The organism is Delftia sp. Cs1-4 (genome assembly GCF_000214395.1).
GTDB classification, from domain to species: domain Bacteria; phylum Pseudomonadota; class Gammaproteobacteria; order Burkholderiales; family Burkholderiaceae_C; genus Comamonas; species Comamonas acidovorans.
Genome location: NC_015563.1, coordinates 4,607,841 through 4,632,290, shown reverse-complemented (window position 1 = coordinate 4,632,290; position 24,450 = coordinate 4,607,841). Strand labels below are relative to the sequence as shown.

At 66.7% G+C, this 24,450-nt stretch carries 26 protein-coding genes; 18 read left to right on the top strand and 8 right to left on the bottom strand.

Annotation, left to right across the window (positions count from 1 at the left end; translation table 11 throughout):
• Positions 1 to 57 precede the first annotated feature (57 nt).
• From DELCS14_RS20315 to DELCS14_RS20250, 14 genes are all read left to right on the top strand, one after another.
• Positions 58 to 960 (top strand): LysR family transcriptional regulator, encoded by a 903-nt coding sequence (locus tag DELCS14_RS20315; RefSeq protein ID WP_013803334.1) that lies wholly within the window; start codon positions 58 to 60, stop codon positions 958 to 960.
• A gap of 284 nt (positions 961 to 1,244) precedes the next feature.
• Complete coding sequence (gene msuE / locus DELCS14_RS20310) at positions 1,245 to 1,826, top strand: FMN reductase (RefSeq protein WP_013803333.1); 582 nt, start codon at positions 1,245 to 1,247, stop codon at positions 1,824 to 1,826.
• 45 nt (positions 1,827 to 1,871) lie between these two features.
• Positions 1,872 to 2,855 carry a DUF1852 domain-containing protein gene (locus tag DELCS14_RS20305; RefSeq protein ID WP_013803332.1) on the top strand — a complete coding sequence of 328 codons (984 nt, stop codon included), beginning with the start codon at positions 1,872 to 1,874 and terminating at the stop codon, positions 2,853 to 2,855.
• 108 nt (positions 2,856 to 2,963) lie between these two features.
• A complete protein-coding gene (locus tag DELCS14_RS20300) occupies positions 2,964 to 3,989 on the top strand; it encodes a methionine synthase (protein ID WP_013803331.1) in 1,026 nt (341 codons plus the stop codon).
• 266 nt (positions 3,990 to 4,255) lie between these two features.
• The gene (locus tag DELCS14_RS20295; protein WP_013803330.1) at positions 4,256 to 5,458 is read left to right on the top strand and encodes a substrate-binding domain-containing protein; all 1,203 of its coding nucleotides are present in this window, start codon (positions 4,256 to 4,258) and stop codon (positions 5,456 to 5,458) included.
• Positions 5,459 to 5,461: 3 nt separating this feature from the next.
• Positions 5,462 to 6,244: an ABC transporter ATP-binding protein gene (locus tag DELCS14_RS20290; protein ID WP_013803329.1), complete on the top strand. Its 783-nt coding sequence runs from the start codon at positions 5,462 to 5,464 to the stop codon at positions 6,242 to 6,244.
• Positions 6,241 to 6,990, top strand: coding sequence for an ABC transporter ATP-binding protein (locus DELCS14_RS20285; RefSeq protein ID WP_013803328.1), 750 nt, complete (start codon positions 6,241 to 6,243; stop codon positions 6,988 to 6,990). Before DELCS14_RS20290 ends, DELCS14_RS20285 begins: the two co-directional genes overlap by 4 nt.
• The gene (locus tag DELCS14_RS20280) at positions 6,987 to 7,979 is read left to right on the top strand and encodes a branched-chain amino acid ABC transporter permease (protein ID WP_013803327.1); all 993 of its coding nucleotides are present in this window, start codon (positions 6,987 to 6,989) and stop codon (positions 7,977 to 7,979) included. The genes DELCS14_RS20285 and DELCS14_RS20280 overlap by 4 nt, the downstream gene beginning before the upstream one ends.
• Before the next feature lie 13 nt (positions 7,980 to 7,992).
• Positions 7,993 to 9,060, top strand: a complete 1,068-nt coding sequence (locus DELCS14_RS20275; RefSeq protein ID WP_013803326.1) for a branched-chain amino acid ABC transporter permease — start codon at positions 7,993 to 7,995, stop codon at positions 9,058 to 9,060.
• Positions 9,061 to 9,112: 52 nt separating this feature from the next.
• Positions 9,113 to 11,317, top strand: a complete 2,205-nt coding sequence (locus DELCS14_RS20270; protein WP_013803325.1) for a 3-hydroxybutyrate oligomer hydrolase family protein — start codon at positions 9,113 to 9,115, stop codon at positions 11,315 to 11,317.
• A 65-nt stretch (positions 11,318 to 11,382) separates the two neighbouring features.
• A complete protein-coding gene (locus tag DELCS14_RS20265; protein WP_013803324.1) occupies positions 11,383 to 12,291 on the top strand; it encodes an alpha/beta hydrolase in 909 nt (302 codons plus the stop codon).
• A 109-nt stretch (positions 12,292 to 12,400) separates the two neighbouring features.
• Positions 12,401 to 13,396, top strand: a complete 996-nt coding sequence (locus DELCS14_RS20260; RefSeq protein ID WP_012204475.1) for a rhodanese-like domain-containing protein — start codon at positions 12,401 to 12,403, stop codon at positions 13,394 to 13,396.
• Between the two features lie 266 nt (positions 13,397 to 13,662).
• Positions 13,663 to 13,983, top strand: coding sequence for a hypothetical protein (locus tag DELCS14_RS20255; protein WP_013803323.1), 321 nt, complete (start codon positions 13,663 to 13,665; stop codon positions 13,981 to 13,983).
• A gap of 69 nt (positions 13,984 to 14,052) precedes the next feature.
• Positions 14,053 to 14,271 (top strand): hypothetical protein, encoded by a 219-nt coding sequence (locus DELCS14_RS20250; RefSeq protein ID WP_013803322.1) that lies wholly within the window; start codon positions 14,053 to 14,055, stop codon positions 14,269 to 14,271.
• A gap of 104 nt (positions 14,272 to 14,375) precedes the next feature.
• Here DELCS14_RS20250 and DELCS14_RS31040 read toward each other — a convergent pair whose 3' ends face one another.
• From DELCS14_RS31040 to hemH, 4 genes are all read right to left on the bottom strand, one after another.
• Positions 14,376 to 14,549, bottom strand: coding sequence for a hypothetical protein (locus DELCS14_RS31040; protein WP_012204476.1), 174 nt, complete (start codon positions 14,547 to 14,549; stop codon positions 14,376 to 14,378).
• An 11-nt stretch (positions 14,550 to 14,560) separates the two neighbouring features.
• The gene (locus DELCS14_RS20245; RefSeq protein WP_043796407.1) at positions 14,561 to 15,658 is read right to left on the bottom strand and encodes a YeeE/YedE thiosulfate transporter family protein; all 1,098 of its coding nucleotides are present in this window, start codon (positions 15,656 to 15,658) and stop codon (positions 14,561 to 14,563) included.
• Between the two features lie 92 nt (positions 15,659 to 15,750).
• Positions 15,751 to 16,725 (bottom strand): rhodanese-like domain-containing protein, encoded by a 975-nt coding sequence (locus tag DELCS14_RS20240; RefSeq protein WP_013803320.1) that lies wholly within the window; start codon positions 16,723 to 16,725, stop codon positions 15,751 to 15,753.
• A 146-nt stretch (positions 16,726 to 16,871) separates the two neighbouring features.
• Entirely contained in the window at positions 16,872 to 17,969 is a 1,098-nt protein-coding gene (hemH, locus tag DELCS14_RS20235) for a ferrochelatase (RefSeq protein ID WP_013803319.1), read from the bottom strand.
• Between the two features lie 91 nt (positions 17,970 to 18,060).
• On the opposite strand from hemH, the gene DELCS14_RS20230 reads away from it, so the two are divergent.
• From DELCS14_RS20230 to DELCS14_RS20220, 3 genes are read left to right on the top strand one after another with little or no spacing between them, the layout of a single operon-like run.
• A complete protein-coding gene (locus tag DELCS14_RS20230) occupies positions 18,061 to 18,831 on the top strand; it encodes an HAD family hydrolase (protein ID WP_013803318.1) in 771 nt (256 codons plus the stop codon).
• Between the two features lie 30 nt (positions 18,832 to 18,861).
• Entirely contained in the window at positions 18,862 to 19,695 is an 834-nt protein-coding gene (locus tag DELCS14_RS20225) for a DUF2189 domain-containing protein (RefSeq protein WP_013803317.1), read from the top strand.
• 56 nt (positions 19,696 to 19,751) lie between these two features.
• Positions 19,752 to 19,964, top strand: a complete 213-nt coding sequence (locus DELCS14_RS20220; protein ID WP_012204482.1) for a DUF2788 domain-containing protein — start codon at positions 19,752 to 19,754, stop codon at positions 19,962 to 19,964.
• A 174-nt stretch (positions 19,965 to 20,138) separates the two neighbouring features.
• On the opposite strand, the gene DELCS14_RS20215 is transcribed toward DELCS14_RS20220, so the two are convergent.
• From DELCS14_RS20215 to DELCS14_RS20205, 3 genes are all read right to left on the bottom strand, one after another.
• Positions 20,139 to 21,122, bottom strand: coding sequence for a tripartite tricarboxylate transporter substrate binding protein BugD (locus DELCS14_RS20215; RefSeq protein WP_013803316.1), 984 nt, complete (start codon positions 21,120 to 21,122; stop codon positions 20,139 to 20,141).
• Between the two features lie 132 nt (positions 21,123 to 21,254).
• Positions 21,255 to 22,118, bottom strand: coding sequence for an NAD(P)-dependent oxidoreductase (locus tag DELCS14_RS20210; RefSeq protein WP_013803315.1), 864 nt, complete (start codon positions 22,116 to 22,118; stop codon positions 21,255 to 21,257).
• Between the two features lie 10 nt (positions 22,119 to 22,128).
• On the bottom strand, positions 22,129 to 22,527 hold the full coding sequence (locus DELCS14_RS20205; protein ID WP_012204485.1) for a carboxymuconolactone decarboxylase family protein: 399 nt from the start codon (positions 22,525 to 22,527) through the stop codon (positions 22,129 to 22,131).
• A gap of 167 nt (positions 22,528 to 22,694) precedes the next feature.
• Here DELCS14_RS20205 and DELCS14_RS20200 point away from each other — a divergent pair, with 167 nt between their 5' ends.
• Positions 22,695 to 23,378, top strand: a complete 684-nt coding sequence (locus DELCS14_RS20200) for a GntR family transcriptional regulator (RefSeq protein WP_013803314.1) — start codon at positions 22,695 to 22,697, stop codon at positions 23,376 to 23,378.
• Positions 23,379 to 23,411: 33 nt separating this feature from the next.
• On the opposite strand, the gene DELCS14_RS20195 is transcribed toward DELCS14_RS20200, so the two are convergent.
• On the bottom strand, positions 23,412 to 24,431 hold the full coding sequence (locus tag DELCS14_RS20195; RefSeq protein WP_012204487.1) for a tripartite tricarboxylate transporter substrate binding protein: 1,020 nt from the start codon (positions 24,429 to 24,431) through the stop codon (positions 23,412 to 23,414).
• Positions 24,432 to 24,450 lie beyond the last annotated feature (19 nt).

Genomic DNA, 24,450 nt, shown 5'->3' with positions numbered 1-24,450 from the left:
GCCATCCTATGCAGCGGGTGTTATTCTGTGAATTGCAACTTTTGGAAGGACTGTTGCGTGCAGCGCATCAAATTCGACATGGGGGAACTGATCGCCTTCGTGACCACGGCCGAGAAAGCCAGCTTTCGCCTGGCCGCAGAAGCGCTTTTCCTGTCGCCGCCTGCCTTGAGCCGGCGGGTGGAGCGGCTGGAGTCCGTGCTGGGCGCGCGGCTGCTGGAGCGCACCACGCGGCGTGTGGAACTGACCGAGGTGGGCCATGAGTTCCTGCAGGAGGCGCGCAGGGCCCTGGCCGGCCTGGACGAGGCCGTGCAGCGCGTGGATGACCAGCTGAAGCTGCGCCGTGGCAGGGTGACGGTCGCCTGCGTGCCTTCGGTGGCCACCAATCTGCTGCCGCCCGTGCTGAAGACCTTTGCCGTGGAGCAGCCCGATGTGCAGGTGCATGTCATCGACGAGAGCGCGCAGCAGGTGGTGGAGGCCGTGCTGCGCGGGGATGCTGACTTTGGCCTGAGCTTCACGGGCAGCCAGGAGCCGTCGCTGCGCTTTGAGGCGCTCACGCGCGAGCGCTATGTGCTGGCCATGCCGCGCAGCCACGCCTGGGCCGGGCGCAGCCAGGTGGAATGGGCCGAGCTGGCGGGCAAGCGCCTGGTCTCCGTCTCCCACAAGAGCGGCAATCGCCTGCTGCTGGACCAGGTGATGGCCGGCCTGCCTGAGCAGCCCGTGGCCTGGCACGAGTGCAACCACGTCACAGGCGCCCTGGCCCTGGTGGAAGCGGGCCTGGGCCTGGCCGCCGTGCCCCAGCTCGCCCTGCGCCAGGACCACGCCCAGGTCTGCGGGGTGCCCCTGACCGCGCCCGATGTGTGGCGCACCCTGGGCCTGCTGCAAAGGCGTGATCGCGTGCTGGGACCTGTGGCGCAGGCGTTGCGGGAGTGCCTGGTGCAGGTGCATGGGGCGGGCGGCTGAACTGGCCTTGTATTCACTGCGCAGCAACCCCGTTGCGCGCAGGCCCTGGCATGGCTGCCGCATAGCGCAGTGCGCAGAAGGATGGGATCACACTTTCACATGAATGCAGTTCATGCATCTGTGAAATAAAACCATTTTACGTCATCGATTCGCATCCATACCATTCGCTCCCATTGTTCGTTTGCATTTTGGGAGGCAGTCATGGACATCACCACACCCTCGGATCGCATGGATGCCGGAGCCGGCTCCCGCGTTGAACTTGGCCGTCTCGCGTGAAAGCAGCCATGTCACGTCCGCTTCGTCTGGTCGCCGTTTCCGGTGGACTGCAACGCCCCTCCAAATCTGCCGCCCTGGCAGAGCATCTGTCTGATCTGATCGCCGACGAAGTTCCGTGCGAACAACGCCTGGTGGAGCTGGGCCAGCTTGCGCCGCAGCTTGCCGGCGCGGTGTGGCGCTCGCAGTTGCCCGAGAGGGTGGAGCGTGAGCTTGCGGCGGTGGAGCAGGCGGATGTGCTGGTGGTGGCCACACCAGTCTTTCGTGGCGCCTACACCGGGTTGTTCAAGCACTTCTTCGACTTCGTTCACCAGGACGCCTTGATCGACAAGCCCGTGCTGCTGGCGGCCACCGGTGGCAGCGAGCGCCATGCCCTGGTGATCGACCACCAGCTGCGGCCGCTGTTCAGCTTCTTCCAGGCGCGCACGCTGCCGCTGGGCGTCTACGCGACCGACAAGGATTTCGTGGACTACCGCCTGCACGACGAGGCCCTGATACAGCGGGCCGCACTGGCGGTGCAACGGGCATTGCCGCTGGTCGAGCTGATGCATCGCGCCAGGCCCTGCCTGGCCGAGGAAATGGCTGCGGCCTGAATCAACCCACGTTTTTTTATTTCTAAATCAGGTCATTGGATCACCATGAACGCAGAACTGCACTTCAGCCTCAAGAGCATCCGTTTCGATGAGAACTATCACCCATCGGACAGCACGCGCATTACCACCAACTTTGCCAATCTGGCCCGGGGAACGAGCCGGCAGCAGAACCTGCGCCATACGCTGAGGATGATTGACAACCGATTCAATGACCTGGCGCATTGGGACAATCCGACGGGAGACCGCTATTCAGTCGAGCTGGACATCATCTCCGTGGAGATGGGCATGGGTGCGGAGATGGGAAGTGGCGTATTTCCGTTGATCGAGATATTGAAAACCAGCATTCTCGACAGAAGATCGAACAAGCGCATAGCCGGCATTGCAGGGAATAATTTCTCATCCTATGTGCGTGACTATGACTTCAGTGTTTTGCTGCCGGAATACAACATCAACCGCCAGGAGTTCGGCACGCCCGACGATTTTGGCGACCTGCATGGCAAGCTGTTCAAGCAATTCGCCCGTTCGAGCACGTACAGGGAGCACTTCAACAAGCCCCCGGTCATCTGCATCAGCGCCTCTACCAGCAAGACCTATCAGCGCACCGGGAACCAGCATCCCGTACTGGGTGCTGAGTATCAGCAAAATGAGCTGTCATCGACGGACCGGTATTTCGGGAAGATGGGGATGCAGGTTCGATTCTTCATGCCGCCCAATAGCGTGGCACCCCTGGCCTTCTATTTTCAGGGCGACCTGCTGGCCGACTACACGAATCTCGAATTGATCGGCACCATCAGCACCATGGAAACCTTCCAGAAGATTTACCGCCCCGAGATCTACAACGCCAATTGCGCGGCAGGAAAAATCTATCAGCCGAGCCTGAAGAACCATGATTACTCGTTGACGCAGATTGTCTATGACCGTGAAGAGCGCAGCCAGCTGGCCGTCAAGCAGGGCAGGTTTGCGCAGGAGCATTTCATCAAGCCGTACAGGAATGTTCTTGAGCAGTGGGCTGCCGATTGCGCGCTCTGACCGGCCAGGCAGACAGACAGACCATTTTTCATTGATTGCGCAGCGGCTTGGGACAACGGTCCTGAAGTACGCTGGCACCACCCCTCTTTGCCTTGAAGGAATTCTCAGATGTTTGAAACCTCTATCGCCGGCAGCCTGCCCAAGCCAGCCTGGCTGGCCGAAACCAACAAGCTCTGGCCCCAGTGGCGGGCCGAGGGCGATGCGCTTCGCCAGGCCAAGGCCGATGCAACCCTGCTGTGGATCAAGGCCCAGGAAGATGCAGGCCTGGACATCGTGTGCGACGGCGAGCAGTCGCGCCAGCATTTCGTGCACGGCTTCCTGGAGCAGGTGGAGGGCATCGACTTCGACAACAAGGTGAAGATGGGCATCCGCGACAACCGCTACGACGCGATGGTGCCGCAGGTGGTTGCCGCCCTGCGCCTGAAGGGCCGCGTGCATGCCTTCGAGGCGCAACTGGCGCGTGCGCACACCAGGAAGAAGCTGAAGTTCACGCTGCCCGGCCCGATGACCATCGTCGATACCGTGGCGGACCGCTTCTATGGCGACAAGGTCAAGATGGCCTTTGCCTTTGCCGAGCTGCTCAACCAGGAGGCCCTGGCGCTGCAGGCCGACGGCGTGGACATCATCCAGTTCGACGAGCCCGCCTTCAATGTCTACATGAAGGATGCCGCCGACTGGGGCGTGCAGGCGCTGGAGCGCGCAGCGCAGGGCCTGACCTGCACGACGGCCGTGCATATCTGCTACGGCTACGGGATCAAGGCCAATACGGACTGGAAGAGCACGCTGGGCGAGGAATGGCGCCAGTACGAGACGGTGTTTCCCGCGCTGGCCAGGAGCCGCATCGACCAGGTGAGCCTGGAATGCATCCACTCCCATGTGCCGCCCGACCTGATGAGGCTGTTGGCCGGCAAGGACGTGATGGTCGGCGTGATCGATGTGGCCAGCGACGTGGTGGAGACACCCGAGGAAGTGGCGGACACCATCGGCCGGGCGCTGGAGTTCGTGCCGAAGGAGCGGCTGTTCCCCTGCACGAACTGCGGCCTGGCGCCCATGGGCCGGGACGTGGCGTGGCGCAAGCTGAAGGCGCTGGCAGAAGGCACGAAGCTGGCAAAGGAGCGGCTCGCCAAGGCCTGATGCCCTGCGTGGCCAAGCGCAGGGGCAGAACCCTGGGGTGCAAGGGTGCCAGGGGTTCATGGTTTGCCCTGTATCGGATTCAGGCAACTGTCTGAAATCAAGACACTGAATCTGTTCAATAGTCGGGCACTCGCTGCCCGTGCTCTGCCCGTGCCCGCCATTGCGCCTGCTTGGCCCGCCTGGGCCTGCCTGGCACAAAGCATGCATGGTCCCTCCCCACAAAAGCAGCGGGCGCCAGCCCAGCCGCCAACCCAAGGAGACAAACCATGCAACGCCGCCCCTTCCTGCATTCCGCCCTCGCACTCTCCGCCATGGCCACCATGGCCGCTGCGGCTCCTGCCGCCATGGCCCAGCAGGGCGAGATCCGCATTGCCCACGTCTACAGCAAGACCGGCGCGCTGGAGGCCTATGGCAAGCAGACCCAGGCGGGGCTGCTGATGGGGCTGGAGTACGCCACGGGCGGCAGCATGGCGGTGAATGGCAAAAAGCTGGTGGTGATCGAGAAGGACGACCAGGGCAAGCCCGACCTGGGCAAGAGCCTGCTGGCCACGGCGTATTCCGATGACAAGGCCGATCTGGCCGTGGGGCCCACGTCGTCCGGCGTGGCGCTGGCCATGCTGCCGGTGGCTGAGGAATACAAGAAGATTTTGCTGGTGGAGCCGGCCGTGGCCGATTCGATCACGGGCGACAAGTGGAACAAGTACATCTTCCGCACGGGCCGCAACTCCAGCCAGGACGCCATCAGCAATGCAGTGGCCATCGACAAGGCGGGCGTGACGATTGCCACGCTGGCCCAGGACAACGCCTTCGGCCGCGACGGGGTGAAGGCCTTCAAGGACGCCATCAAGAAGGGCAAGCTGGCGCATGAGGAGTACCTGCCTGCCGCCACCACGGATTTCACGGCAGGGGCGCAGCGGCTGATCGACAAGCTCAAGGACCAGCCGGGCCGGAAGATCATCTGGATCGTGTGGGCCGGGGCGGGCAATCCGTTCAAGATTGCGGACATGGATCTCAAGCGCTACGGGATCGAGATCGCCACGGGCGGCAACATCCTGCCCGCCATGGCGGCCTACAAGAATCTGCCGGGCATGGAGGGTGCTACCTATTACTACTACGGCATTCCCAAGAACCCGGTGAACGAGGCGCTGGTGTCCATGCACTACAAGCAGTACAAGACGCCGCCGGATTTCTTCACGGCCGGCGGTTTCTCTGCGGCCATGGCCATCGTGACGGCGCTCAAGAAGACAGGTGGAGACACCAAGACCAACGGTCTGATCAAGGCCATGGAGGGCATGAGCTTCGACACGCCCAAGGGCCAGATGACCTTCCGCAAGGAAGACCACCAGGCCCTGCAGAGCATGTACCACTTCAAGATCCGCGTGGACCCGGCGCTGGCCTGGGGCGTGCCGGAGCTGGTGCGCGAGATCAAGCCCGAGGAGATGCAGGTCCCCATCCGCAACGGCCGCTGAGCAATGTTGCGCACAGAGGATCTGACCATCCGCTTCGGGGGCCATGTGGCCGTCAACGGCGTGAGCTGCGCTTTCGAGCCGGGCACGCTGACGGCCATCGTGGGGCCCAACGGGGCGGGCAAGACCACGTATTTCAACCTGATCTCGGGGCAGCTCAAGGCCACTGCCGGGCGCGTGCTGCTGGGCGGGCGCGAGCTGACGGGGCTGGCCCCTTCGGCGCGCACGCGGGCCGGGCTGGGGCGGGCGTTCCAGCTCACCAATCTGTTCCCGCACCTGAGCGTGCTGGAGAACGTGCGCCTGGCCGTGCAGGCGCGCGACGAGGGGGCGCACCGGCGCGGCCTGAACCTGTGGAGCATCTGGAGCGACCACCGCGCGCTCACGCAGCGAGCGCTGCACATCCTCGACCAGGTGGCCCTGTCCACCCGGCGCGACGAGGCCGTGGCCGCGCTGCCGCATGGCGACCAGCGCAAGCTGGAGGTGGCCTTGCTGATGGCGCTGGAACCCCAGGTCTATATGTTCGACGAGCCCACGGCGGGCATGAGCCATGACGAGGCGCCGGTGATCCTGGACCTGATACGCACGCTCAAGCAGGACCGCAGCAAGATCATCCTGCTGGTGGAGCACAAGATGGATGTGGTGCGCGAGCTAGCCGACCGTATCATCGTGCTGACCAATGGCACGCTGGTGGCCGATGGGCCGCCGGCCGAGGTCATTGCCTCGTCTGTGGTGCAGCAGGCCTACCTGGGTGTGATGCCGGAGCAGGGCGCCGTGAAGGAGGCCGCATGAGCGCTGCCGCCAACCTCAACCCAAACCCCAACCTGCTCGAACTGTCGGGCGTGCACACGCATATCGGGGCCTATCACATCCTGCATGGCGTGGACCTGGCCGTGCCGCGCGGTCAGCTGACCATGCTGCTGGGGCGCAACGGCGCGGGCAAGACGACCACGCTGCGCACCATCATGGGCCTGTGGCGGGCCAGCCAGGGGCGCATCGCCTTTGGCGGGGCCGACATCACGGCCCTGCCCACGCCGGCGATCGCGCGGCTGAACATTGCCTATGTGCCCGAGAACATGGGCATCTTCGCGGACCTGACGGTGCAGGAAAACCTGCTGCTGGCCGCGCGCGGCGCTTCGCGCGCCGACCGCATGGACGCGCAGCGGCTGCAGTGGATCTTCGGCATGTTCCCGGCCGTGGAGAAGTTCTGGAACCACCCGGCCGGCAAGCTGTCGGGCGGGCAAAAGCAGATGGTGGCGGTGGCGCGCGCCATCGTGGAGCCGCGCGACCTGCTGATCGTGGACGAGCCTAGCAAGGGCCTGGCGCCGGCCATCATCGAGAACATGATCGCGGCCTTCGCTCAGCTCAAGGCGGGCGGCACGACGATTGTGCTGGTGGAGCAGAACCTGGGCTTTGCGCGCCGCCTGGGCGACTGCGTGGCGGTGATGGACAACGGCCGCGTGGTGCACGCGGGCGGCATGGCCGAGTTCTCGGCAGACGCGGCGTTGCAGCAGTCGCTGCTGGGGCTTTCGCTATGAACAAGCTGAACAAGCTGGATTGGGATTTCAAGCCGCTGCTGCTGGTGCCCGTGCTGGCCCTGGTGGCGCTGCCGCTGGTGGGCTCGGCCTCGACCTGGCTGACGCTGACGGTGGCGGGGCTGGCCATGGGGATGATCGTGTTCATCATCGCCTCGGGGCTGACGCTGGTGTTCGGGCTGATGGACGTGCTGAACTTCGGCCACGGCGTGTTCATTGCGCTGGGTGCCTTCGTGGCCACCAGCGTGCTGGGTGCCATGGGCGACTGGACGGGGTCCGAGCAGCTGTGGCGCAACCTGCTGGCCGTGCTGCCGGCCATGGTGGTGGCCATGCTGGTGGCGGGCGCCATCGGGCTGGCGTTCGAGCGCTTCATCGTGCGGCCCGTGTACGGCCAGCATCTCAAGCAGATCCTGATCACCATGGGCGGCATGATCATCGGCGAGGAGCTGATCAAGCTCATCTGGGGCCCGCAGCAGATTCCGCTGCCGCTGCCCCAGGGCATGAAGGGCGCCTGGCTGCTGGGCGATGCCGCCGTGGAGAAGTACCGCGTGGTGGCCGTGCTGGTGGGGCTGGCGGTGTTTGCCCTGCTGGCCTGGACGCTGTCGCGCACCAAGATCGGCCTGCTGATCCGCGCGGGCGTGCAGGACCGCGAGATGGTGGAGGCCCTGGGCTACCGCGTGCGCCGCCTGTTCGTGGGCGTGTTCGTGGCGGGCTCGGCCCTGGCCGGGCTGGGCGGGGTGATGTGGGGCATGTACCAGCAGAGCGTGGTGCCGCAGATGGGGGCGCAGGTGAATGTGCTGATCTTCATCGTGATCATCATCGGCGGGCTGGGCAGCACGGGCGGGGCGCTGATCGGCGCGCTGCTGGTGGGGCTGATGGCCAACTACACGGGGTTCCTGGTGCCCAAGGTGGCGCTGTTTTCCAACATTGCGTTGATGGTGGCCATCCTCTTGTGGCGGCCTCAGGGCGTCTATCCCGTAGCGAACCGCTGAAGGAGTGATCGACATGCTCAACCGATTGCTTTCCGGCGACCTGCCGCGCAGCCGCGTGCTGGCGGTGCTGCTGCTGTTGATCTTCCTGGGGCTGGCGGCGGCGCCCTTCGTGTTCCCTGGCGTGAAGGCGCTGAACGTGGCGGCCAAGGTGCTGATCTTCGTGGTGCTGGTGGCCAGCTTCGATCTGCTGCTGGGCTATACCGGCATCGTGAGCTTTGCGCACACCATGTTCTTCGGCATTGGCGCCTATGGGGTGGCGATAGCGTCCTCGCGCATGGGTGCGGGCTGGGGCGCTCTGGCGCTGGGCCTGGGCGCGGCGCTGCTGGTGTCGCTGCTGCTGTCGCTGGCGATCGGCCTGTTCTCGCTGCGGGTGCGCGCCATCTTCTTTGCCATGATCACGCTGGCCGTGGCGGCGGCGTTCCAGACGCTGGCCTCCCAACTGTCGGAATGGACGGGCGGGGAGGACGGCTTGAGCTTCAAGCTGCCCGAGTGGCTGTCGCCCAGCTTCGAGCCCTTCGAGAACGAGGTGCTGGGCGTGCTGATCGACGGGCGCATCATCACCTACTACCTGCTGTTCGTGCTGGCCGTGGTGCTGGTGCTGGCGCTGCTGCGCATCGTCAATTCCCCGTTCGGCCGCGTGCTGCAGGCCATCCGCGAGAACGAGTTCCGTGCCGAGGCCATCGGCTACCGCGTGGTGGTGTACCGCACCCTGTCCAGCGTGCTGTCGGCCCTGTTCGCCTGTGTGGCCGGTGCCATGCTGGCGCTGTGGCTGCGTTATAACGGGCCAGATACCTCGCTGTCGTTCGAGATCATGATGGACTGCCTGCTGATCGTGGTGATCGGCGGCATGGGCACCATCTATGGCGCGGCGATCGGCTCGGTGCTGTTCCTCATCGCCCAGAGCTATCTGCAGGACCTGCTGCGCGTGGCCAGCGAGGCCGCGCACAGCCTGCCCTGGCTGGCCGCGCTGCTGTCGCCCGACCGCTGGCTGCTGTGGCTGGGCGTGCTGTTCGTGTTGTCGGTCTACTATTTCCCCACGGGCGTCGTGGGGCGTCTGCGTTCTTCCCGCGCCGGAGCCTGACCAGGGCCCCTGGCGCATTCGTGCATCAGAGAACTACCACAAGGAGATGGGCATGTTGAAGCGTGAAGAGATGGCGTCGTCGATTCCTGCAACCCCCTGGCGTTGGGCCTTCACGGCGCTGGCTGCGGCCGCGCTGGCAGCCTGCGGCAGCGGCGAGCATGAACCCAGCAACGATCTGCCCAAGGGCTTTACCGAGCTGGGCGCCACGGTGTATCCGGCCACGGCCACCGGCACGGGCGCCACGGCGGCCACGCAGGACTTGCTGACGGGCGGCCTGGGCAAGACGGGCCTGGGCGCCGCAGCCGCGCCCCTGTACGCGGACCCTGCCAATCCCACGGCGGCGGAGCTGCGGCGCAATGCGCTGTACTCCAACTACCGGGGCATTCTGGACCCCACGGCGGGCGGCGGCTACGGCACGCTGTACGGCCCCAACATCACGGCCGATGGGCAAGTGACTGCGGGCGAAGGGCTGATCCCCGGGCGCGAGTACCTGGCCGTGCTGGACGACGGCACGGGCCGCAAGCAGACCATGGTGGCCGTGCAGGTGCCGGACAGTTTTGACCGCAACCGGCCCTGCATCGTGCTGGGCCCGTCCTCGGGCTCGCGCGGCGTGTATGGCGCCATCGGCACGGCGGGCGAGTGGGGCCTGAAGAAGGGCTGCGCCGTGGCGCTGACCGATGCGGGCAAGGGCGTGGGCCTGCACAACCTGAGCGACGACACCGTCAACAAGCTGGACGGCACGCGCGCCACGCGTACGGATGCCGGCAGCCTGTCCTTCTTTGCCGCACGGCTGACCGATGCGGCGCGCGCCGCCTACAACGCGGCGTTTCCCAACCGCATTGCCATCAAGCACGCGCACTCCCAGCAGAACCCCGAAAAGGACTGGGGCAACGACACGCTGGCCGCGGCCCGCTATGCGCTGTACGTGCTCAATGCCCGCTATGGCACCACGCAGGACCCCGTGCCCTTCGCCAAGGACAACACGCTGGTGCTGGCAGGCTCGGCCTCCAACGGCGGCGCGGCCGTGCTGCGTGCGGCCGAGCTGGATGCGGACGGCCTGATCGACGGCGTGGTGGCCTCCGAGCCCGTGACCGAGATGCCCACGCGCCAGGGCTACACCATTGCCGTGGGCAATGCGACCATGCCCAACCCGGGCCGCACGCTGGCCGAGTACACCACCTACGGCAACATCTACCAGCCCTGCGCGGCGCTGGCCCCCGATGCGGCGCTGACCGAGACATCCATCTTCAACTACATAGGCCTCACGGCCATGACGGCGCGAGCCGAGGCACGCTGCACCAGCCTGGCTGCCAAGGGCCTGGTCATCGGCGCCACCACGGCCGACCGCGCCGCCAATGCACTGAGCAAGCTGCGCCTGTACGGCTGGACGCGTGACCACGACCGCATGCACAACGCCCACTACGCGCTGGGCAACGGCCCCATCCTGTCGGCCATGTACACCATGGCCTATGGCCGGTTTGGCGTGGATGCCAACCTGTGCCGCACCAGCTTTGCGGCCGCCAATGCCACGGGCGACGTGGTGCCCGCCACGGGGGCCGCGCTGGCCCAGAGCTTTGCCACGGCCAATGGAACGGCCAACGGCACGCCCGCCACGGTGGTCTACAACGACTCGGTGGGCGGGGCCAAGGCCTGGCAGTTTGCCGTGTCGCCCTCCACGCGCGTGGCCGACCTGGGCCTGGATAACGCGCTGTGCCAGCACGCGCTGGTGACGGGCTTCGATCCGGTGACCGGCTTCAACCTCTCCGAAAGCAGCGTGCCCACGCGTGCCCAGAGCGACGCCGTGCGCGCCGGCATCAACGAGGTGCTGCACACCGCCAAGCTGCGCGGCAAGCCCACCATCATCGTGGCGGGCCGCAGCGATGCGCTGGTGCCGGTCAACCACAATGCGCGCGCCTACACGGTGCTCAACCGGGGGCTGGACGGCAGCAACACGCGGCTGCGCTATATCGAGGTGGTGAATGCCCAGCACTTCGATGCCTTCCTGCCGTTCTCCGGCTTCGACACGCGCTTCGTGCCGCTGCATCCGTACTTCAACCAGGCCATGGATGCCGTGTGGGCCAACCTGCGCAGCAGCACCGCGCTGCCCGCCAGCCAGGTGGTGCGCACCACGCCGCGCGGCGGCCAGCCGGGCGCGGCGCCCGCCATCACGGCGGCCCAGGTGCCGCCCTTCGTGGCGCGGCCCAGCACGGCCAACACCATCGAGGTCAGCGACGGGCTGATCCGCATTCCTGAGTGAGCCAGGCCCTGGAGCGGCCGGCGGCCAAGGCGGCCGGCCGCTCCTGCACAGCAGAGATTTCTCCCATGGCTTCCAAAGCATCTCCCTCATCCGCGCCCGTACCCGCTTCCTGCTACACGCAATGCGCGGGCTACGAGATCCACTACATGGACTGGCAGCCCGCGCCCGATGTGTCGCCAGCGGGCACCGTCGTCGCCTGGCACGGGCTGGCACGCACGGGGCGTGATATGGATGCACTGGCCCAGTTCCTGGCAGGCCAGGGCTGGCGCGTGATCTGCCCCGACACGCCGGGCCGGGGCCTGAGCCAGTGGAGCCGCGCGCCGCGCGAGGAATACCGGCTGGGCTTCTACGCCCGCATCGCGCGCGGGCTGTTCGATGCGCTGGGGCTGGAGCGCGCGCACTGGGTGGGCACGTCCATGGGCGGGGCGATCGGCACGGTCTGCGCCTCGGGCCTGTTCGAGCCGTCGCTGCGCGCACGCATTGCGACGCTGGTGCTCAATGACAATGCGCCGCAGCTGGCCGAGTCGGCGCTGGCGCGCATCAGGTCCTATGCGGGCCAGCCCCCGGCCTTCGATACGGTGGGCGAGCTGGAGGCCTTCTTTCGCCAGGCCTACCGGCCCTATGGCTGGCTCAGCGAGGCAGAGTGGCGCAAGCTCACCGAAACCAGCGTGCGCCGCCTGCCCGATGGGCGCGTCACGCCGCACTACGACCCGGCCATGATCGAGCAGTTCACGGCCCATGAGGACGACTACGGCATCTGGCCGCACTACGACGCGCTGGAGATCCCCGTACTGCTGCTGCGCGGCGTGGACTCGGACCTGGTGCTGCCCGAGGTGGCCCGGGAAATGGCCACGCGCGGCCCCGGCGCGCGTGGCCTGCTGCATTGGCAGGAGGTGCCCGGCTGCGGCCATGCGCCGGCGCTGAACGTGCCCGCGCACTGGCAATGGGTGCTGGAGCATCTGCAGCGCGGCTGAGCATCAACCCGGGCCGGGCGCGGATGTTGCTGCCGCGCTAGCATTTGCGGCGGGTGCAGCCTCGCCTTCTTTTCGGGCGCGGGCACCGTCTGGGCAAGAGAGGCCTGACATGGGTTTTCTGGTGGAGCTGATCCGCGAGTACGGCTTCGGCATCGTCTTTCTCAATGTGTTCGTCGAACAGCTGGGTGCGCCGATTCCGGCCTACCCGGTGCTGGTCGTGACCGGCGCGCTGGAAGGCGCCGACTGGGTGCGCCTGCTGTGGCTGGTGGCCGTGGCCGTGAGCGCGGCGCTGATTGCCGACCTGTTCTGGTACCAGGCCGGCAAGGCCTACGGCCACCGGGTGCTGGGCCGCATCTGCCGCATCTCGCTGTCGCCCGATGCCTGCATCCGCCAGACCGAGACCGTCTACGGCCGCTGGGGCGCAAGGTCGCTGCTGGTGGCCAAGTTCGTGCCGGGGTTTGCCTCCATCGCCAGCGCGCTGGCCGGCGTCATGGGCACACCGCTGCGCAGCTTCGTGCTGTATGACGGGCTGGGCGCGCTGATCTGGGTGGGCTCGGCCGTGTACCTGGGCTCGCTGTTCAGCTCCACGGTGGAAGACCTGCTGGGCGTGCTCACGGCGCTGGGCCAGTGGGGCCTGTTGCTGCTGGGCGTGGCGCTGGGGCTGTTCATCGTGCGCAAGTGGTGGCAGCGCCATCGCATGGTGCGTTCATTGCGCATGCCGCGCATGTCGGTGCGCGAACTGGCGGGCCTGCATGCCCAGGGCATGGAGCCCACGGTGATCGATGTGCGCGCCCTGCCGCAGTACCGCCAGGGCCATATCCCCGGCGCCCAGTCCTGGGAGCTGCGCCCGCGCGATGGCGGCGAGTCGCATGCGCACCTGCTGCCCCAGCACGACCATCCCCACGGGCTGGTGATCTACTGCGACTGCCCCAACGAGATATCCGCCGCCCGCCTGGCGCGCCAGCTGCAGCGCGCCGGCTTTGCCAACGTGCGCCCGCTGGTGGGCGGCCTCAAGGCCTGGCAGGCGGCTGGCTTCGACGTGGAGACCGCGCCGCTGCCCGTGACGGCCAGCGCGGACGAGGGGCCGGCGCCCAGCGTGCCGTAGTGGCTGAAGGTCCTCGGATTGCTGCCGGATTGAGGGCGAGAAAACGTTAACGTTCACACGAAGTTGATAACGAGTCGTCTGTTCTGGTAGAGACGTCAGCGGGCTGGACGTGAAGTGGTCCTTGCTCTCTCTCTCTGATGCGCTCCTCGCCCTATCGCTTGCCAAGATGCAGGATGGTCACCTAGCGTTTGCTGGTGCCTGAAGCGCGCCATGCTTCAATGTTTTAATTTGTTACTATTGCCGTTCATTTGAATGAGGGCATGGTCATGACATTGCTGATTCTCTTGATTCTTGGCGCTGTTGGATATTTCTATTTGGCGCATGTCTTGAATGAGAAGAAGAGGGCGCGGCTTATGGAGAAGTACGGCGATGCGGACATTGTCGAGCGCATCATGAAAAAGATGTTCTGGCAGGGGCAGACAGAGGAGCAGCTATGCGATTCGCTTGGAAGCCCAGTCGACATCGACTCCAAGGTCATGAAGACGAGACATCGTCAGGTGTGGAAGTACCAGCCCTCAGGCCGGAACCGGTATCGGCTGCGTATCACGGTGGATGACGGGTATGTCGTCGGATGGGATCACAAATAGGCAGCTTCCTCGTCTCACCCGTTGCAGTTCAATTTTTTATCCTTGTCTCAGGTTCGTTCCAGAAGAAATATGAAGTACGTTGTCTACATCGGCGCCGTGATGGGTGTCTTTTTCATGCTCTCAACCATTGGCGTCCAGGGAGCACCGCAAGAGGCGGCACTTGCAGCTATGGCCTGTGCTTTTTGCATCATCCCCTACGTTGTTTTCAGGGTCCGGCAGTCGGCGGTGGAAGAAGAGCAAAGGAAGAAGATCATCGAGTTGCTGAGAGTCATCGCTCAAGACAAATAAAACCTGCTCCTGAGGGGGCGTGCGAAGCAAAAAAGCCCCTTGGCACTGCCAAGGGGCTTTTTCATTCAGGCGAATTCAGTCGTGAGGTCCTGCCATCAGCAGACCTATTTGCCCGCCGGCATCGAGCAGTGCCCGCCTTGCGTGGCCTTGCCCGAGCCGGCCGCGATCAGCGGCGCCTCGAAGCGCAGGTCCACGGGCGGCGAGTGCAGGTGGTCCCAGGCCAGGAAGAGGACGAGCACGGCCCAGAAGACCGCGCGCAGGGTGTTTTGCTGTGTCATGGCGGGTCCTCTCAGAAATTGAAGTGGCGGCGGATGCGCAGGCCGAAGATGGTGCCGGCAAAGGCCAGCGGCACCCAGATCCAGCCGTGGATGCTGCCCGTGGAGATGCCCGAGAGCATGGCGCCCACATTGCAGCCGAAGGCCAGGCGCGAGCTGTAGCCCAGCACCAGGCCGGCCACCAGGGCCACCATCCATTGCGTGCCCGTGAGCGGCTTGGCATTGACGGGCTTGGCGGCAGCCACCCACAGGGCGCCGCCCAGAATGCCGATGTTGGTGATGCTGGTCACGTCCAGCAGCACGGTCTCGTGCAGGCGCGCGGCGTTGCCGGGCTGGCTCCAGAACCAGTTGCCGGCCAGGTCCACGGCGCCTGTGGCGTTGGCGATCTTGGCGGCCCACAGGCCGAAGCCGTAGACCACGCCCCAGGGCTGGCCCGCAATGACGAGGTTGAGCGTGGCCAGCACGGCCAGCAGCACCGCGCCCACCACCCACTTGCGCACGAACAGCGGCTTGGCCGGGCGCTTGAGCGCCACATTGGCGCCACGCACATACCAGGCCACGCCCAGCGCGACCACGGCCAGCGCCGCCAGCGTGGCCAGCAGGGCAGGGGCCCAGCCCCAGGCCGTGACCAGGCCCACGGGCTGGGTGTTGCCCAGGTCCAGCCACCAGCCCAGGTGCAGGCTGCCCAGGAAGCTGCCGATGGCAAACACGGGCAGGATGGCCGCATTCATGGGAATGCCCATGCCGGCCTTGTACAGCGTGCCGCTGCCGCAGCCGTCCGCGATCTGCATGCACAGGCCGAAGACGAAGGCGCCCACCAGCAGGCTGATGCTGGGCGGGCCCAGGGCGGCCGTGAGTTCGGGATAGTGGCCCAGCAGCGGCATGGCCAGCGCGGCGGCCAGCGCCAGCAGCAGCAACTGGCCGAAGACGCCGCTGGCGTCCTTGTCCTCGATCAGCATGCGCCAGCCCGTGGTGAAGCCGAAGCGCTTGCCGGCCAGCACCCCGCCCAGGCCCAGGCCCACGGCGAACAGCGCCGCCTGGCGCACCGAGACGCTCCACAGCAGCCAGCCAAAGAAAACGGCCAGGATGGCCGCAAGAGGAAGTCGTTTCATATGATTTTTCTCCATGCAGTCGCCCTCCCCCGCGAAGCGGGTAGAGAGGCGCCGTGCCACGGGGGAAGGCGCGTAAGCGCCTCAGGGGGTGTTTATTTGAACTTTTTTTCCCACCACTGCTTGGCATCGTAGGCCAGGGATTCGGCGCGGCCGGGCTGGTTGGCCATGGGCGGCGCATCTGCCTGCTGCGTCCAGTCCACCATGGAGCCCGCATACAGCTTGACGCCCGGCAGGCCCGCGACTTCGGACAGGCCGAACCAGTCGGTGGCCGCCCAGTGGCCGGTGTTGCAGAAGGCCACCATGTCCTGGCCCTGCTCGCGCTTGACCTTGGCCGCGATCTGCTTGGCCGTGGCGGTATCGACAAAGGTGGAGGTGCCGGGCACGAACCACTGGTTGAAGTCCAACTGCTGCGCGCCGGGCAGGGTGCCCGAGATCTTCGCGGCTGGGGCGCGGGTCTTGCCTTGGTAGAAGGCGTCGGGGCGCGAGTCCACCAGGGCGGCGTTGCTGAGCCTGACGTGCTGGCCCACGTCCTCGCGCGTGGCGATCAGGCTGGTGTCGAGCTGGGGCTGGTAGCTGCTGCGGGTCACTTTGACGGCCTCGTTGTCCTGCGGGAGCTTTTGCTCGTTCCAGGCCTTCATGCCGCCGTTGAGCACGGACAGCTCCTTGAGGCCCAGCAGCTTGAGCGTCCAGTACACGCGCGCTGCGGCGCCGAAGTCGGTGGCGTCCGCGCCCGTGGAGACCACGATGGCGTGGGTGGCGGGTGTCAGCCCCAGGGACTGCACGAGTTCGGTGAGCTTGGGCAGCTCGGGCAGTTCACCAGGGTTGGTGGCGGGGCCGCGCCATTTGCCGTAGGGGGCGTTGAGCGCGCCTGGGATATGGCGCTCGCCATAGGCCTTGGGATCGCGGATGTCGATGATGCGCACTGCGTCCTGGCCGGCGGCGGCCTGCACGCCGGCAGGGGTGAGCAGGGGGTCGGCAGCGTGGGCCGTGCCGAAGGCGGTGCAGGCAAGGCCCAGCGCCAGCAGCGGGGCCGCCAGGCGCAGAGCGGGGGAAAAGGTCTTGGTCATGATGGCTGGGGCCGGTCATGGAAGACCGGCGGAACAAGCAACTGGAGTGCAATTGTCCCGCTTGCAGCACCTATATACAAAGACGCTTATGCATTCTGCTCATGAGGCAGGGTTATATGGCGCGGCGCAGAAGATGCAGAACGGCCTCAGCGCTGTGCGCCCACGGCCTTGGCGCGCTCCAGGCTGGCGTCCAGTTCAGCCTGCGGCGCCTTCTGCGTGGGCCAGCCCTGCATATGCTGCTGGGCGATGCGGCTCAGCGCCGTGATCCAGGGCGCGCTGTCGTTGAGGCAGGCGATGTACTCGAACTGCTCGCCACCGGCATGCATGAAGGCCTCGCGCGCTTCCTGGCTGATTTCCTCCAGCGTTTCCAGGCAGTCGCTGGTGAAGCCGGGGCAGACCACGTCCACGCGTTTGGTGCCGCTGCGTGCCAGCTCGATCAGCGAAGGCTCGGTGTAGGGCTCCAGCCATTTGGCCTTGCCAAAGCGCGACTGGAAGGTCACCAGGTATTGCGAGGGCGACAGGCCCAGGCGCTCAGCCAGCAGGCGGGCGGTCTTGCGCGATTCGCAGTGGTAGGGGTCGCCCAGGTGCAGTGTGCGTTCGGGCACGCCATGAAAGCTCATGACCAGTTTCTCGCCACGGCCGTTGCCGCGCCAGTGGGCCTCGATGCGCTGGGCCAGCGCGTCGATGTAGGAAGCGTCGTCGTGGTAGCGGTTGACGAAGCGCAGCTCGGGAATATGGCGCTGGGTGCGGGCCCAGTCATAGACCGCATCGAACACGCTGGCCGTGGTCGTGCCGGAGTACTGCGGGTACAGCGGCAGGATGAGGATGCGCGTGGCGCCTTCGGCCTTGAGGGCATCGAGCACGCTGGGGATGGACGGGTTGCCGTAGCGCATGGCATGGCGCACCAGCACGTTGTGCCCGGCCTCGCCCAGCCAGCCGCGCAGCAGCAGGGCCTGGCGCGCGCTCCAGTGCTGCAGGGGGGAGCCGTCCTTCTCATGCCAGACGGTGGCGTACTTGGCCGCCGACTTGGCCGGCCGCGTGCGCAGGATGATGCCGTGCAGGATGGGCAGCCAGGCAATCCTGGGAATCTCGACCACGCGGTCGTCGCCCAGGAACTGCGCCAGGTAGCGGCGCACGGCCGGGGCCGTGGGCGCATCGGGCGTTCCAAGGTTGCACAGCAGCACGGCGGTGCGCTGGGGTTGGTCGTGGCGGAATGGAGGTTCTGGCGCGAAGCGGGAAGGCATGGGGCCGATTGTGGCAGGACGGAGCCGCCTGCCACGCGAGTCGGATGACCCGGCTGCTGCCGGCAACGGCTGCCTTCGCTATGCTCGAACCATGTCCCAAGCCACCATCGCCCCCCTCGCCGAATCCTCTCTTGACCCTGCATTGGCCGCCTTGCAGCAGCTGCGCCGCAGCGGCCGCATCCGCGCCATTTCCATCGACCTGGACGACACGCTGTGGCCCGTGTGGCCAGCCATCTCGCGCGCCGAACAGGTGCTGCTGGACTGGCTGCACGCCCATGCGCCCACCACGGCCGCAGCGCTGCGCGACGTGGCCACCCTGCGCGCCATCCGCGTGCAGATCGAGCGTGACCGCCCGGACCTTGCCCACGACCTGAGCGGCCTGCGCCGCGAGTCCATCCGCCTGGCGCTGCAGCGCAATGGCGACGATGGCGGCCTGGCGGAAACGGCCTTCGACATCTTCTTTGCCGAGCGCCAGCGTGTGGACCTGTACGAGGACGCGCTGCCCGCCCTGCAGTTCCTGGCCGCGCGCTGGCCCGTGGTGGCGCTGAGCAACGGCAACGCCAGCGTGCACGTGGTGGGCATTGGCGAGCATTTCCATGCCGCGCTGAGCGCCACCAAGGCCGGCATGGCCAAGCCCGATGTGCGCTTTTTCCACGCGGCGGCGGCGGCGGCAGGCGTGGCGCCTGACGAGGTGCTGCACATTGGCGACGACGCGCGGCTCGACGCGCTGGGCGCCATGGATGCGGGTATGCACGCAGTCTGGCTCAACCGCACGGGCGTAGCATGGCCTCACGAGGGGTCCACGCCCCACGTCACGGTGGCCAGCCTTGCGCAGTTGTGCCAGGGGCTGGCTGACAGCTGACCCTGCCTGCCCGCGAAGCCGCGCCATGCCATGCCCACCAGCCACAGCACAGCTTTCTTCCACCCCCCCGTCCTCCCCGCCGTGCGCAGCATCGGCTGGAAACACCCCCTGAGCTGGCTGGCGCGTGGCGCGCGCGACATGGCCAGGGCGCCCTGGCTGAGCCTGGCACATGGCCTGGTCTTGACCTTGATCGGGTTTTTGATCTTGACGCTGGGGCACAATCGCTTTTGGTTGATGGCCGGGGCCCTGTCGGGGTTCCTGATCGTCGGCCCTGTCGTGGCGACCAGCCTCTACGCCATCAGCCGCGCGCTGGAGCGTGGCGAGCGCGCCGACCTGTCCCTGGTGCACATCACCTGGATGCGCTGGCAAAGCGGCCACGCTTCCAAGGCCGACGGGCAGGGCGGCTACTGGTGTCTGGTGCAGTTTGGGCTGCTGCTGTCGCTGGCGGCCACGGGCTGGGTGCTGGTGTCGGCCTCGCTGATCACCGTGCTCTCACCCGTGCGCATCGCCACCCCGGCGGACTTCGTGCAGCACGTGGTGCTGGCCCGCGACGGGCAGTTGTTTGCGATATGGCTGGCGCTGGGCAGTTTTCTGGCAGCGCCTATTTTTGCGTCCAGCGTGGTGGCCATGCCGCTGATGCTGGACAGGCGGGTGACGGTGCGCCAGGCCGTGCTGACCAGTTGGTTGGCCGTGCTGGCCAACCCTGTGCCTCTGGCACTGTGGGCCGCCCTCATTGTGTTGTTGACCCTGCTGGGCCTGGGCAGCTGGCTGCTGGGACTGGTGGCCGTGATGCCCTTGCTGGGGCACGCGAGCTGGCACGCGTACCGCGATCTGGTCGATGCGTCGGCCTTCCCGGCGCGTTGAGCCGGGCGGGCCCGGACCGGCCGGGCCTGCAGGGGAGGATGTAGGACGGTGTTGTCGTGATATTCGGGTATACAGAAGAACAGATCGCCCATTTCTTCCTCACCTATGGCGTGGGGGCCTTCATCCTCTTCATGGTGTTCATCATCCTGCAGCTGGCGCGCCAGTCCAAGGCAGGAAAGTTCGGCACCTTCGTGATCTTCCTGGGCCTGGGCGTGGGCTTTGTCGGCTACATCGCCAAGATCGTCATCCAGTGGTGGATGGAAAAATGATCGTCACCCCCTGAGCCGCTGCGCGGCTTCCCCCTCTCTCGCTTCGCGGGAGGGGGACGACACCCTCGCGGCGGGGCGGCCCTTGCTCGGTGTCCCAGGCTTTGGGCTGCGTCGGGTTTTTGTGCCCTGCTCAGCGCGCCTATCTTCCTGGCCTGCCTGCTCCTTGCTGCGCCTCTATTCCGCCTTGGCCCCCGCAGCCTTGATCACCGGGTCCCAGCGCTTGATTTCTGCGGCGGTGTGCTGGCGCAGGGCGTCGGGGGTGAGGCGGTCTGCGGGCGGGATGATGACGCTCATGTCCGTGAAGCGCTTGACCAGGGCGGGCTCGGACAGGGCGGTGCGCAGGGATTTGTTGAGGCGTTCGATGACGGCCTGGGGCGTGCCTCGCGGGGCGTACAGGCCGTGCCATACGGCAAGCTCGAAGCCGGGCTGGCCAGCCTGCGTGAAGGTGGGCACATCGGGCAGGGAGGGCAGGCGTTCGCGCGTGGCGACGGCGTAGCCCTTGAGCATGCCCGCCTGTATGTGCGGGCCGGTGGCCACGGGCTGGTCGCAGATGACATCGACATTGCCTGCCACCAGGTCCTGCAGGGCCGGGCCGGTGCCACGGTAGGGCACCAGGGTGGCCTCGGTGGAGGTGGTCTGCAGCAGCAGCATGGCGCACAGGTGGGAGGTGGCGCCTACGCCGGCATGCGAGAAGCGCACTTCGCCGGGTTTGGCCTTCATGTGGGCGATGAAGTCCGCCAGCGTGGCGGGCGCAAAGCCTTTGCTGCGCACCAGGATCATGGGCACGTCGCCGGCCAGCGCGATGGGTTCCAGGTCGCGCCTCACATCGAAAGCGAGCTTGCTGTAGAGCGCGGGCGCCGTGGCAATGCCCATGTTGTGCAGCAGCAGGGTGTGGCCGTCGGCTTGGGCACGTGTGACGCGGCTGGTGCCGATGGTGCCACCGGCGCCGCCCAGGTTCTCGACGATGACCTGCTGGCCCAGGTCGCGCGTCATGGCCTCGGCCAGTACACGGGCCAGCACGTCGGTGGAGCCTCCGGCCGCGTAGGGAACGACGATGGTGACGGGCTTGTTGGGGAAGGCCTGGGCGGCAAGGCTGGCCGCTGCCAGCGCGGCGGCGAGAAGGGTCTGGGCGAGGGGATTGCGGATGAGGGGGCGCATGGGTTTGTCTCCTGGAGGCGCGTGCAGGGGCCGCCGGCTCTGTGCGGCCGGTTGTCGGTGGCGTGTTTGGTGGCGTGGGGCAGTAAGGCAAGGGCCGCATGCGGCCCTTGACGACGGCGAGACGGCGCAGGCTCAGGCCGGGGCCACGTACCTGTACAGCTCGGTGTGGTCGGCGGCGGATCCCAGGGACCTGGAGGCCTCGGCCGCCATGGCGCTGACCTGTTCGGCCAGTGCCATGGGCGTGTGCATGGCCTGGCCCAGCGACAGGGCAATGCCCACGTCCTTGGCCTGCAGCGCCAGCGAGAAGCCCGAGTTGAAGGCGCCGTTCAGCATGAACTGGTGGGCCTTGTTTTCGGTGGTGTTGTTCTTGCCGGTGGAGGCATTGATCACGTCCACGATGGTGGCCGGCGCAATGCCGAAGGCCGCGCCTGCATGGATGGCCTCGGCCGTGGCGATGAGGGCCGCTGCCGAGACATAGTTGTTCAGCGCCTTGAGCGCATGGCCTGCGCCCACGGGACCGACATGGGTGATGGCCTGGCCCATGCGTTGCAGCAAGGGCAGGTGCTGGGCGAGCAGGTCCGCATCGCCACCGACCATGATGGACAGCGTGCCCGCAATGGCGCGCTTGACGCCGCCGGAGACCGGCGCATCCAGCAGCCCGATGCCGCGCTCGCCCAGCAGGCCGGCCAGCGCACGCGTGCGGTTGGGGTCGGCTGAGCTCATGTCGATGATGCAGGCGCCGGGCGGCAGGTGAGGTGCCAGTTCGCCGACCACGGCATCGACGATGCGGGAGTCGGGCAGCATGGTGAAGACCACGCTGCAGCCGGCAAAGTCGGCCGCGCCGGATGCCACGGACACGCCCGCATGCTCGCTGGCAAAGCGCGCGGTGGCGGCGGGCACGGCGTCCCGGATGACCAGGGCGTGGCCTGCGGCGTGCAGCAGGTGGGCCATGGGCTGGCCCATCATTCCGAGGCCGATGAATCCTATGGTGGTCATGCTGCGTGCCTCAGATGTCCATCTCTTTGAAGACTTCCGAAGCCACGCGGAAGGAGTCGATGGCGGCCGGCACGCCGCAGTAGATGGCGGTCTGCAGGAAGACCTCCTTGACCTCTTCCTTGGTCAGGCCGTTGTTGATGGCGCCGCGCACATGCAGCTTGAGTTCATGCGGGCGGTTCAGCGCCGTGATCATGGCCAGGTTCAGGAAGGAGCGCGTCCTGCGGTCCAGGCCGGGGCGGTTCCAGACATCGCCCCAGCAGTACTGGGTGACCAGCTCCTGCATGTCGATGTTGAAGTCCGTGGCGTTCTGGATGGACGCATCGACATACTCGGCGCCCAGCACCTCACGGCGGGTGGACAGGCCCTGGTCGAAGAGGGCGGGGTTCTTGGGTGCATAGGCTCGGGTCATGAAAACTCCTGATGGAAGGCAGTGAGGGTGTCTTTCGGTGGAGTGGATTTAATCAGATTGTCAGACAATCCTACTTGATGAAAATCGGGATTGCCTGCCGCGCCAGGTGTGTGTATGACAATCCGTCAGTCCGTTCGTCCCCTGGATTGGCGGGTAGGATTCATCCCATGAACCAGATGCTGCGTGTCCCCCGCGAAGAAACGTCGCTGCGCCTGCGCACGACGCAGACCCTGCGCACGGCCATCCTCGATGGCGTGTTTGCGCCGGGCCAGAAGCTGTCCGAGCGCGAACTGTGCGAGAGCCTTGATGTGAGCCGTTCGTGCCTGCGCGAGTCGCTGCAGCACCTGCAGGCCGAGGGGCTGATCACCATCGTTCCGCACCGGGGCCCCGAGGTCACGGACATCTCGGTGCAGGAGGTGCGCGATATCTACGAGGTGCGGGCCAGCCTGGAGGGGCTGGCCAGCCGGGGCTTTGCGCTGCATGCCTCGGCAGGCCAGCGCGCCGCGCTGCGCGCCAAGCTGGGCGAGCTGGCCGTGCCCGCCGTGGCCAGCGACAAGGTGGCCCTGCTGGCGATCAAGAACCAGTTCTACGACATCCTGATCGAGGGCTGCGGCAATCTGGTGGCTGGCCAGATGCTGCGGCAGCTGAACAACCGCGTGACGGTGCTGCGGCGCATCTCCATGTCCCAGCCCGGGCGCCTGCCGCAGACGCTGGCCGAGCTGGACGCCATCGTGGCGGCAATAGAGCAGGGCGACGCGGACCAGGCCGCGCGCCTGAGCGCCGAGCATGTGCAAAAGGCCAGCCAGGGCGTGTTGCGCGCCATGGCCGAGAAGGCTGGCCTGGCCAGCTGATGCCGGAGCCTGTGCCTGGGCCTGGGCCTGCGCTCAGTCCGGCTTGACCTGGGCGCGCTTGAGCACCTTTTGCCAGCGCGTCTGCTCGGTGGCAATGAACTGTGCGAACTGCTGGGGCGTGCTGCCGATGGGCTCGGCCGCATCGCCCTGCAGGCGCTTGAGCGCGTCGGGCGCCTTGACGGCCTTGGCGCATTCGGCAGCCAGCTTGTCCACGTGGGCTCGGGTCATGCTGGAGGGAGCGAGCATGCCGTACCACTGCGTCATCTCGAAGCCCGGGAAGCCCTGCTCGGCCACGGTGGGCACATCGGGCAACTGGGGCAGGCGCTGGGTCGATCCCGTGGCGATGCAGCGCACCTTGCCCGCCTTGATGAAGGGCAGCAGGGCGGCAGCGCCCACGGAGGCAGCGTCCAGGCGGCCCGACATCAGGTCCGTCATCATCGGCCCCGTTCCGCGATAGGGCACGTGCAGCATGAAGATCTCGGCCGTCATCTTCAGGTACTCGAAGGCCAGGTGCCCGGCGCTGCCATTGCCGGCCGAGCCGTAGCTGAGCTGGCCGGGCTTCTTCTTGGCGTAGGCGATGAGTTCGCGCAGGTTCTTGACCGGCACATCGGGGTGGACCACGTACAGGCTGGGCACCTTGGCCAGCAGACTGACGGGCTGGAAGTCCTTGTTCGCGTCGTAGGGCAGCTTGTCGAAGATGTAGGGATTGACGGCCAGCGTGCCGATGTGGCCCAGGATGACGGTGCTCTGGTCATCGGCGCGCGCCACTTCCTGCATGGCGATGTTGCCGGCCGCGCCGGGCTTGTTGTCCACGAAGACGTTCTGGCCCAGGGTCTTGGACAGCTCGGCGGCCGTGGAGCGCGCCACGATTTCCGAGCTGCCGCCCGGCGCAAAGGGCACGACAAAGCGGATGGGGCGCGTGGGCCAGGCGTCCTGCGCCAGCGCGGCCGCAGGCAGCAGGCCCGACAGGGCCATGGCGCCCGTGCCGGCCAGCAGTTGGCGGCGGCCGAGCGGGGGCAGGTCTGCGTGGTGAAGAAAGTCGCGCGAAGGCATGTCTGGTCTCCTGGCTATC

Excerpts from the sequence above, each read along its gene's own strand:
- DELCS14_RS20210 (WP_013803315.1), bottom strand. The coding sequence starts at position 22,118 with ATGACCACCATAGGATTCATCGGCCTCGGAATGATGGGCCAGCCCATG.
- DELCS14_RS20225 (WP_013803317.1), top strand. The coding sequence starts at position 18,862 with ATGCCCACCAGCCACAGCACAGCTTTCTTCCACCCCCCCGTCCTCCCC.
- DELCS14_RS20195 (WP_012204487.1), bottom strand. The coding sequence starts at position 24,431 with ATGCCTTCGCGCGACTTTCTTCACCACGCAGACCTGCCCCCGCTCGGC.
- DELCS14_RS20230 (WP_013803318.1), top strand. The coding sequence starts at position 18,061 with ATGTCCCAAGCCACCATCGCCCCCCTCGCCGAATCCTCTCTTGACCCT.
- DELCS14_RS20200 (WP_013803314.1), top strand. The coding sequence starts at position 22,695 with ATGAACCAGATGCTGCGTGTCCCCCGCGAAGAAACGTCGCTGCGCCTG.
- DELCS14_RS20265 (WP_013803324.1), top strand. The coding sequence starts at position 11,383 with ATGGCTTCCAAAGCATCTCCCTCATCCGCGCCCGTACCCGCTTCCTGC.
- msuE (WP_013803333.1), top strand. The coding sequence starts at position 1,245 with ATGTCACGTCCGCTTCGTCTGGTCGCCGTTTCCGGTGGACTGCAACGC.
- DELCS14_RS20270 (WP_013803325.1), top strand. The coding sequence starts at position 9,113 with ATGTTGAAGCGTGAAGAGATGGCGTCGTCGATTCCTGCAACCCCCTGG.
- DELCS14_RS20240 (WP_013803320.1), bottom strand. The coding sequence starts at position 16,725 with ATGACCAAGACCTTTTCCCCCGCTCTGCGCCTGGCGGCCCCGCTGCTG.
- DELCS14_RS20305 (WP_013803332.1), top strand. The coding sequence starts at position 1,872 with ATGAACGCAGAACTGCACTTCAGCCTCAAGAGCATCCGTTTCGATGAG.
- hemH (WP_013803319.1), bottom strand. The coding sequence starts at position 17,969 with ATGCCTTCCCGCTTCGCGCCAGAACCTCCATTCCGCCACGACCAACCC.
- DELCS14_RS20205 (WP_012204485.1), bottom strand. The coding sequence starts at position 22,527 with ATGACCCGAGCCTATGCACCCAAGAACCCCGCCCTCTTCGACCAGGGC.
- DELCS14_RS20215 (WP_013803316.1), bottom strand. The coding sequence starts at position 21,122 with ATGCGCCCCCTCATCCGCAATCCCCTCGCCCAGACCCTTCTCGCCGCC.
- DELCS14_RS20285 (WP_013803328.1), top strand. The coding sequence starts at position 6,241 with ATGAGCGCTGCCGCCAACCTCAACCCAAACCCCAACCTGCTCGAACTG.
- DELCS14_RS31040 (WP_012204476.1), bottom strand. The coding sequence starts at position 14,549 with ATGACACAGCAAAACACCCTGCGCGCGGTCTTCTGGGCCGTGCTCGTC.
- DELCS14_RS20255 (WP_013803323.1), top strand. The coding sequence starts at position 13,663 with ATGACATTGCTGATTCTCTTGATTCTTGGCGCTGTTGGATATTTCTAT.
- DELCS14_RS20260 (WP_012204475.1), top strand. The coding sequence starts at position 12,401 with ATGGGTTTTCTGGTGGAGCTGATCCGCGAGTACGGCTTCGGCATCGTC.
- DELCS14_RS20295 (WP_013803330.1), top strand. The coding sequence starts at position 4,256 with ATGCAACGCCGCCCCTTCCTGCATTCCGCCCTCGCACTCTCCGCCATG.
- DELCS14_RS20280 (WP_013803327.1), top strand. The coding sequence starts at position 6,987 with ATGAACAAGCTGAACAAGCTGGATTGGGATTTCAAGCCGCTGCTGCTG.
- DELCS14_RS20290 (WP_013803329.1), top strand. The coding sequence starts at position 5,462 with ATGTTGCGCACAGAGGATCTGACCATCCGCTTCGGGGGCCATGTGGCC.
- DELCS14_RS20250 (WP_013803322.1), top strand. The coding sequence starts at position 14,053 with ATGAAGTACGTTGTCTACATCGGCGCCGTGATGGGTGTCTTTTTCATG.
- DELCS14_RS20275 (WP_013803326.1), top strand. The coding sequence starts at position 7,993 with ATGCTCAACCGATTGCTTTCCGGCGACCTGCCGCGCAGCCGCGTGCTG.
- DELCS14_RS20245 (WP_043796407.1), bottom strand. The coding sequence starts at position 15,658 with ATGAAACGACTTCCTCTTGCGGCCATCCTGGCCGTTTTCTTTGGCTGG.
- DELCS14_RS20300 (WP_013803331.1), top strand. The coding sequence starts at position 2,964 with ATGTTTGAAACCTCTATCGCCGGCAGCCTGCCCAAGCCAGCCTGGCTG.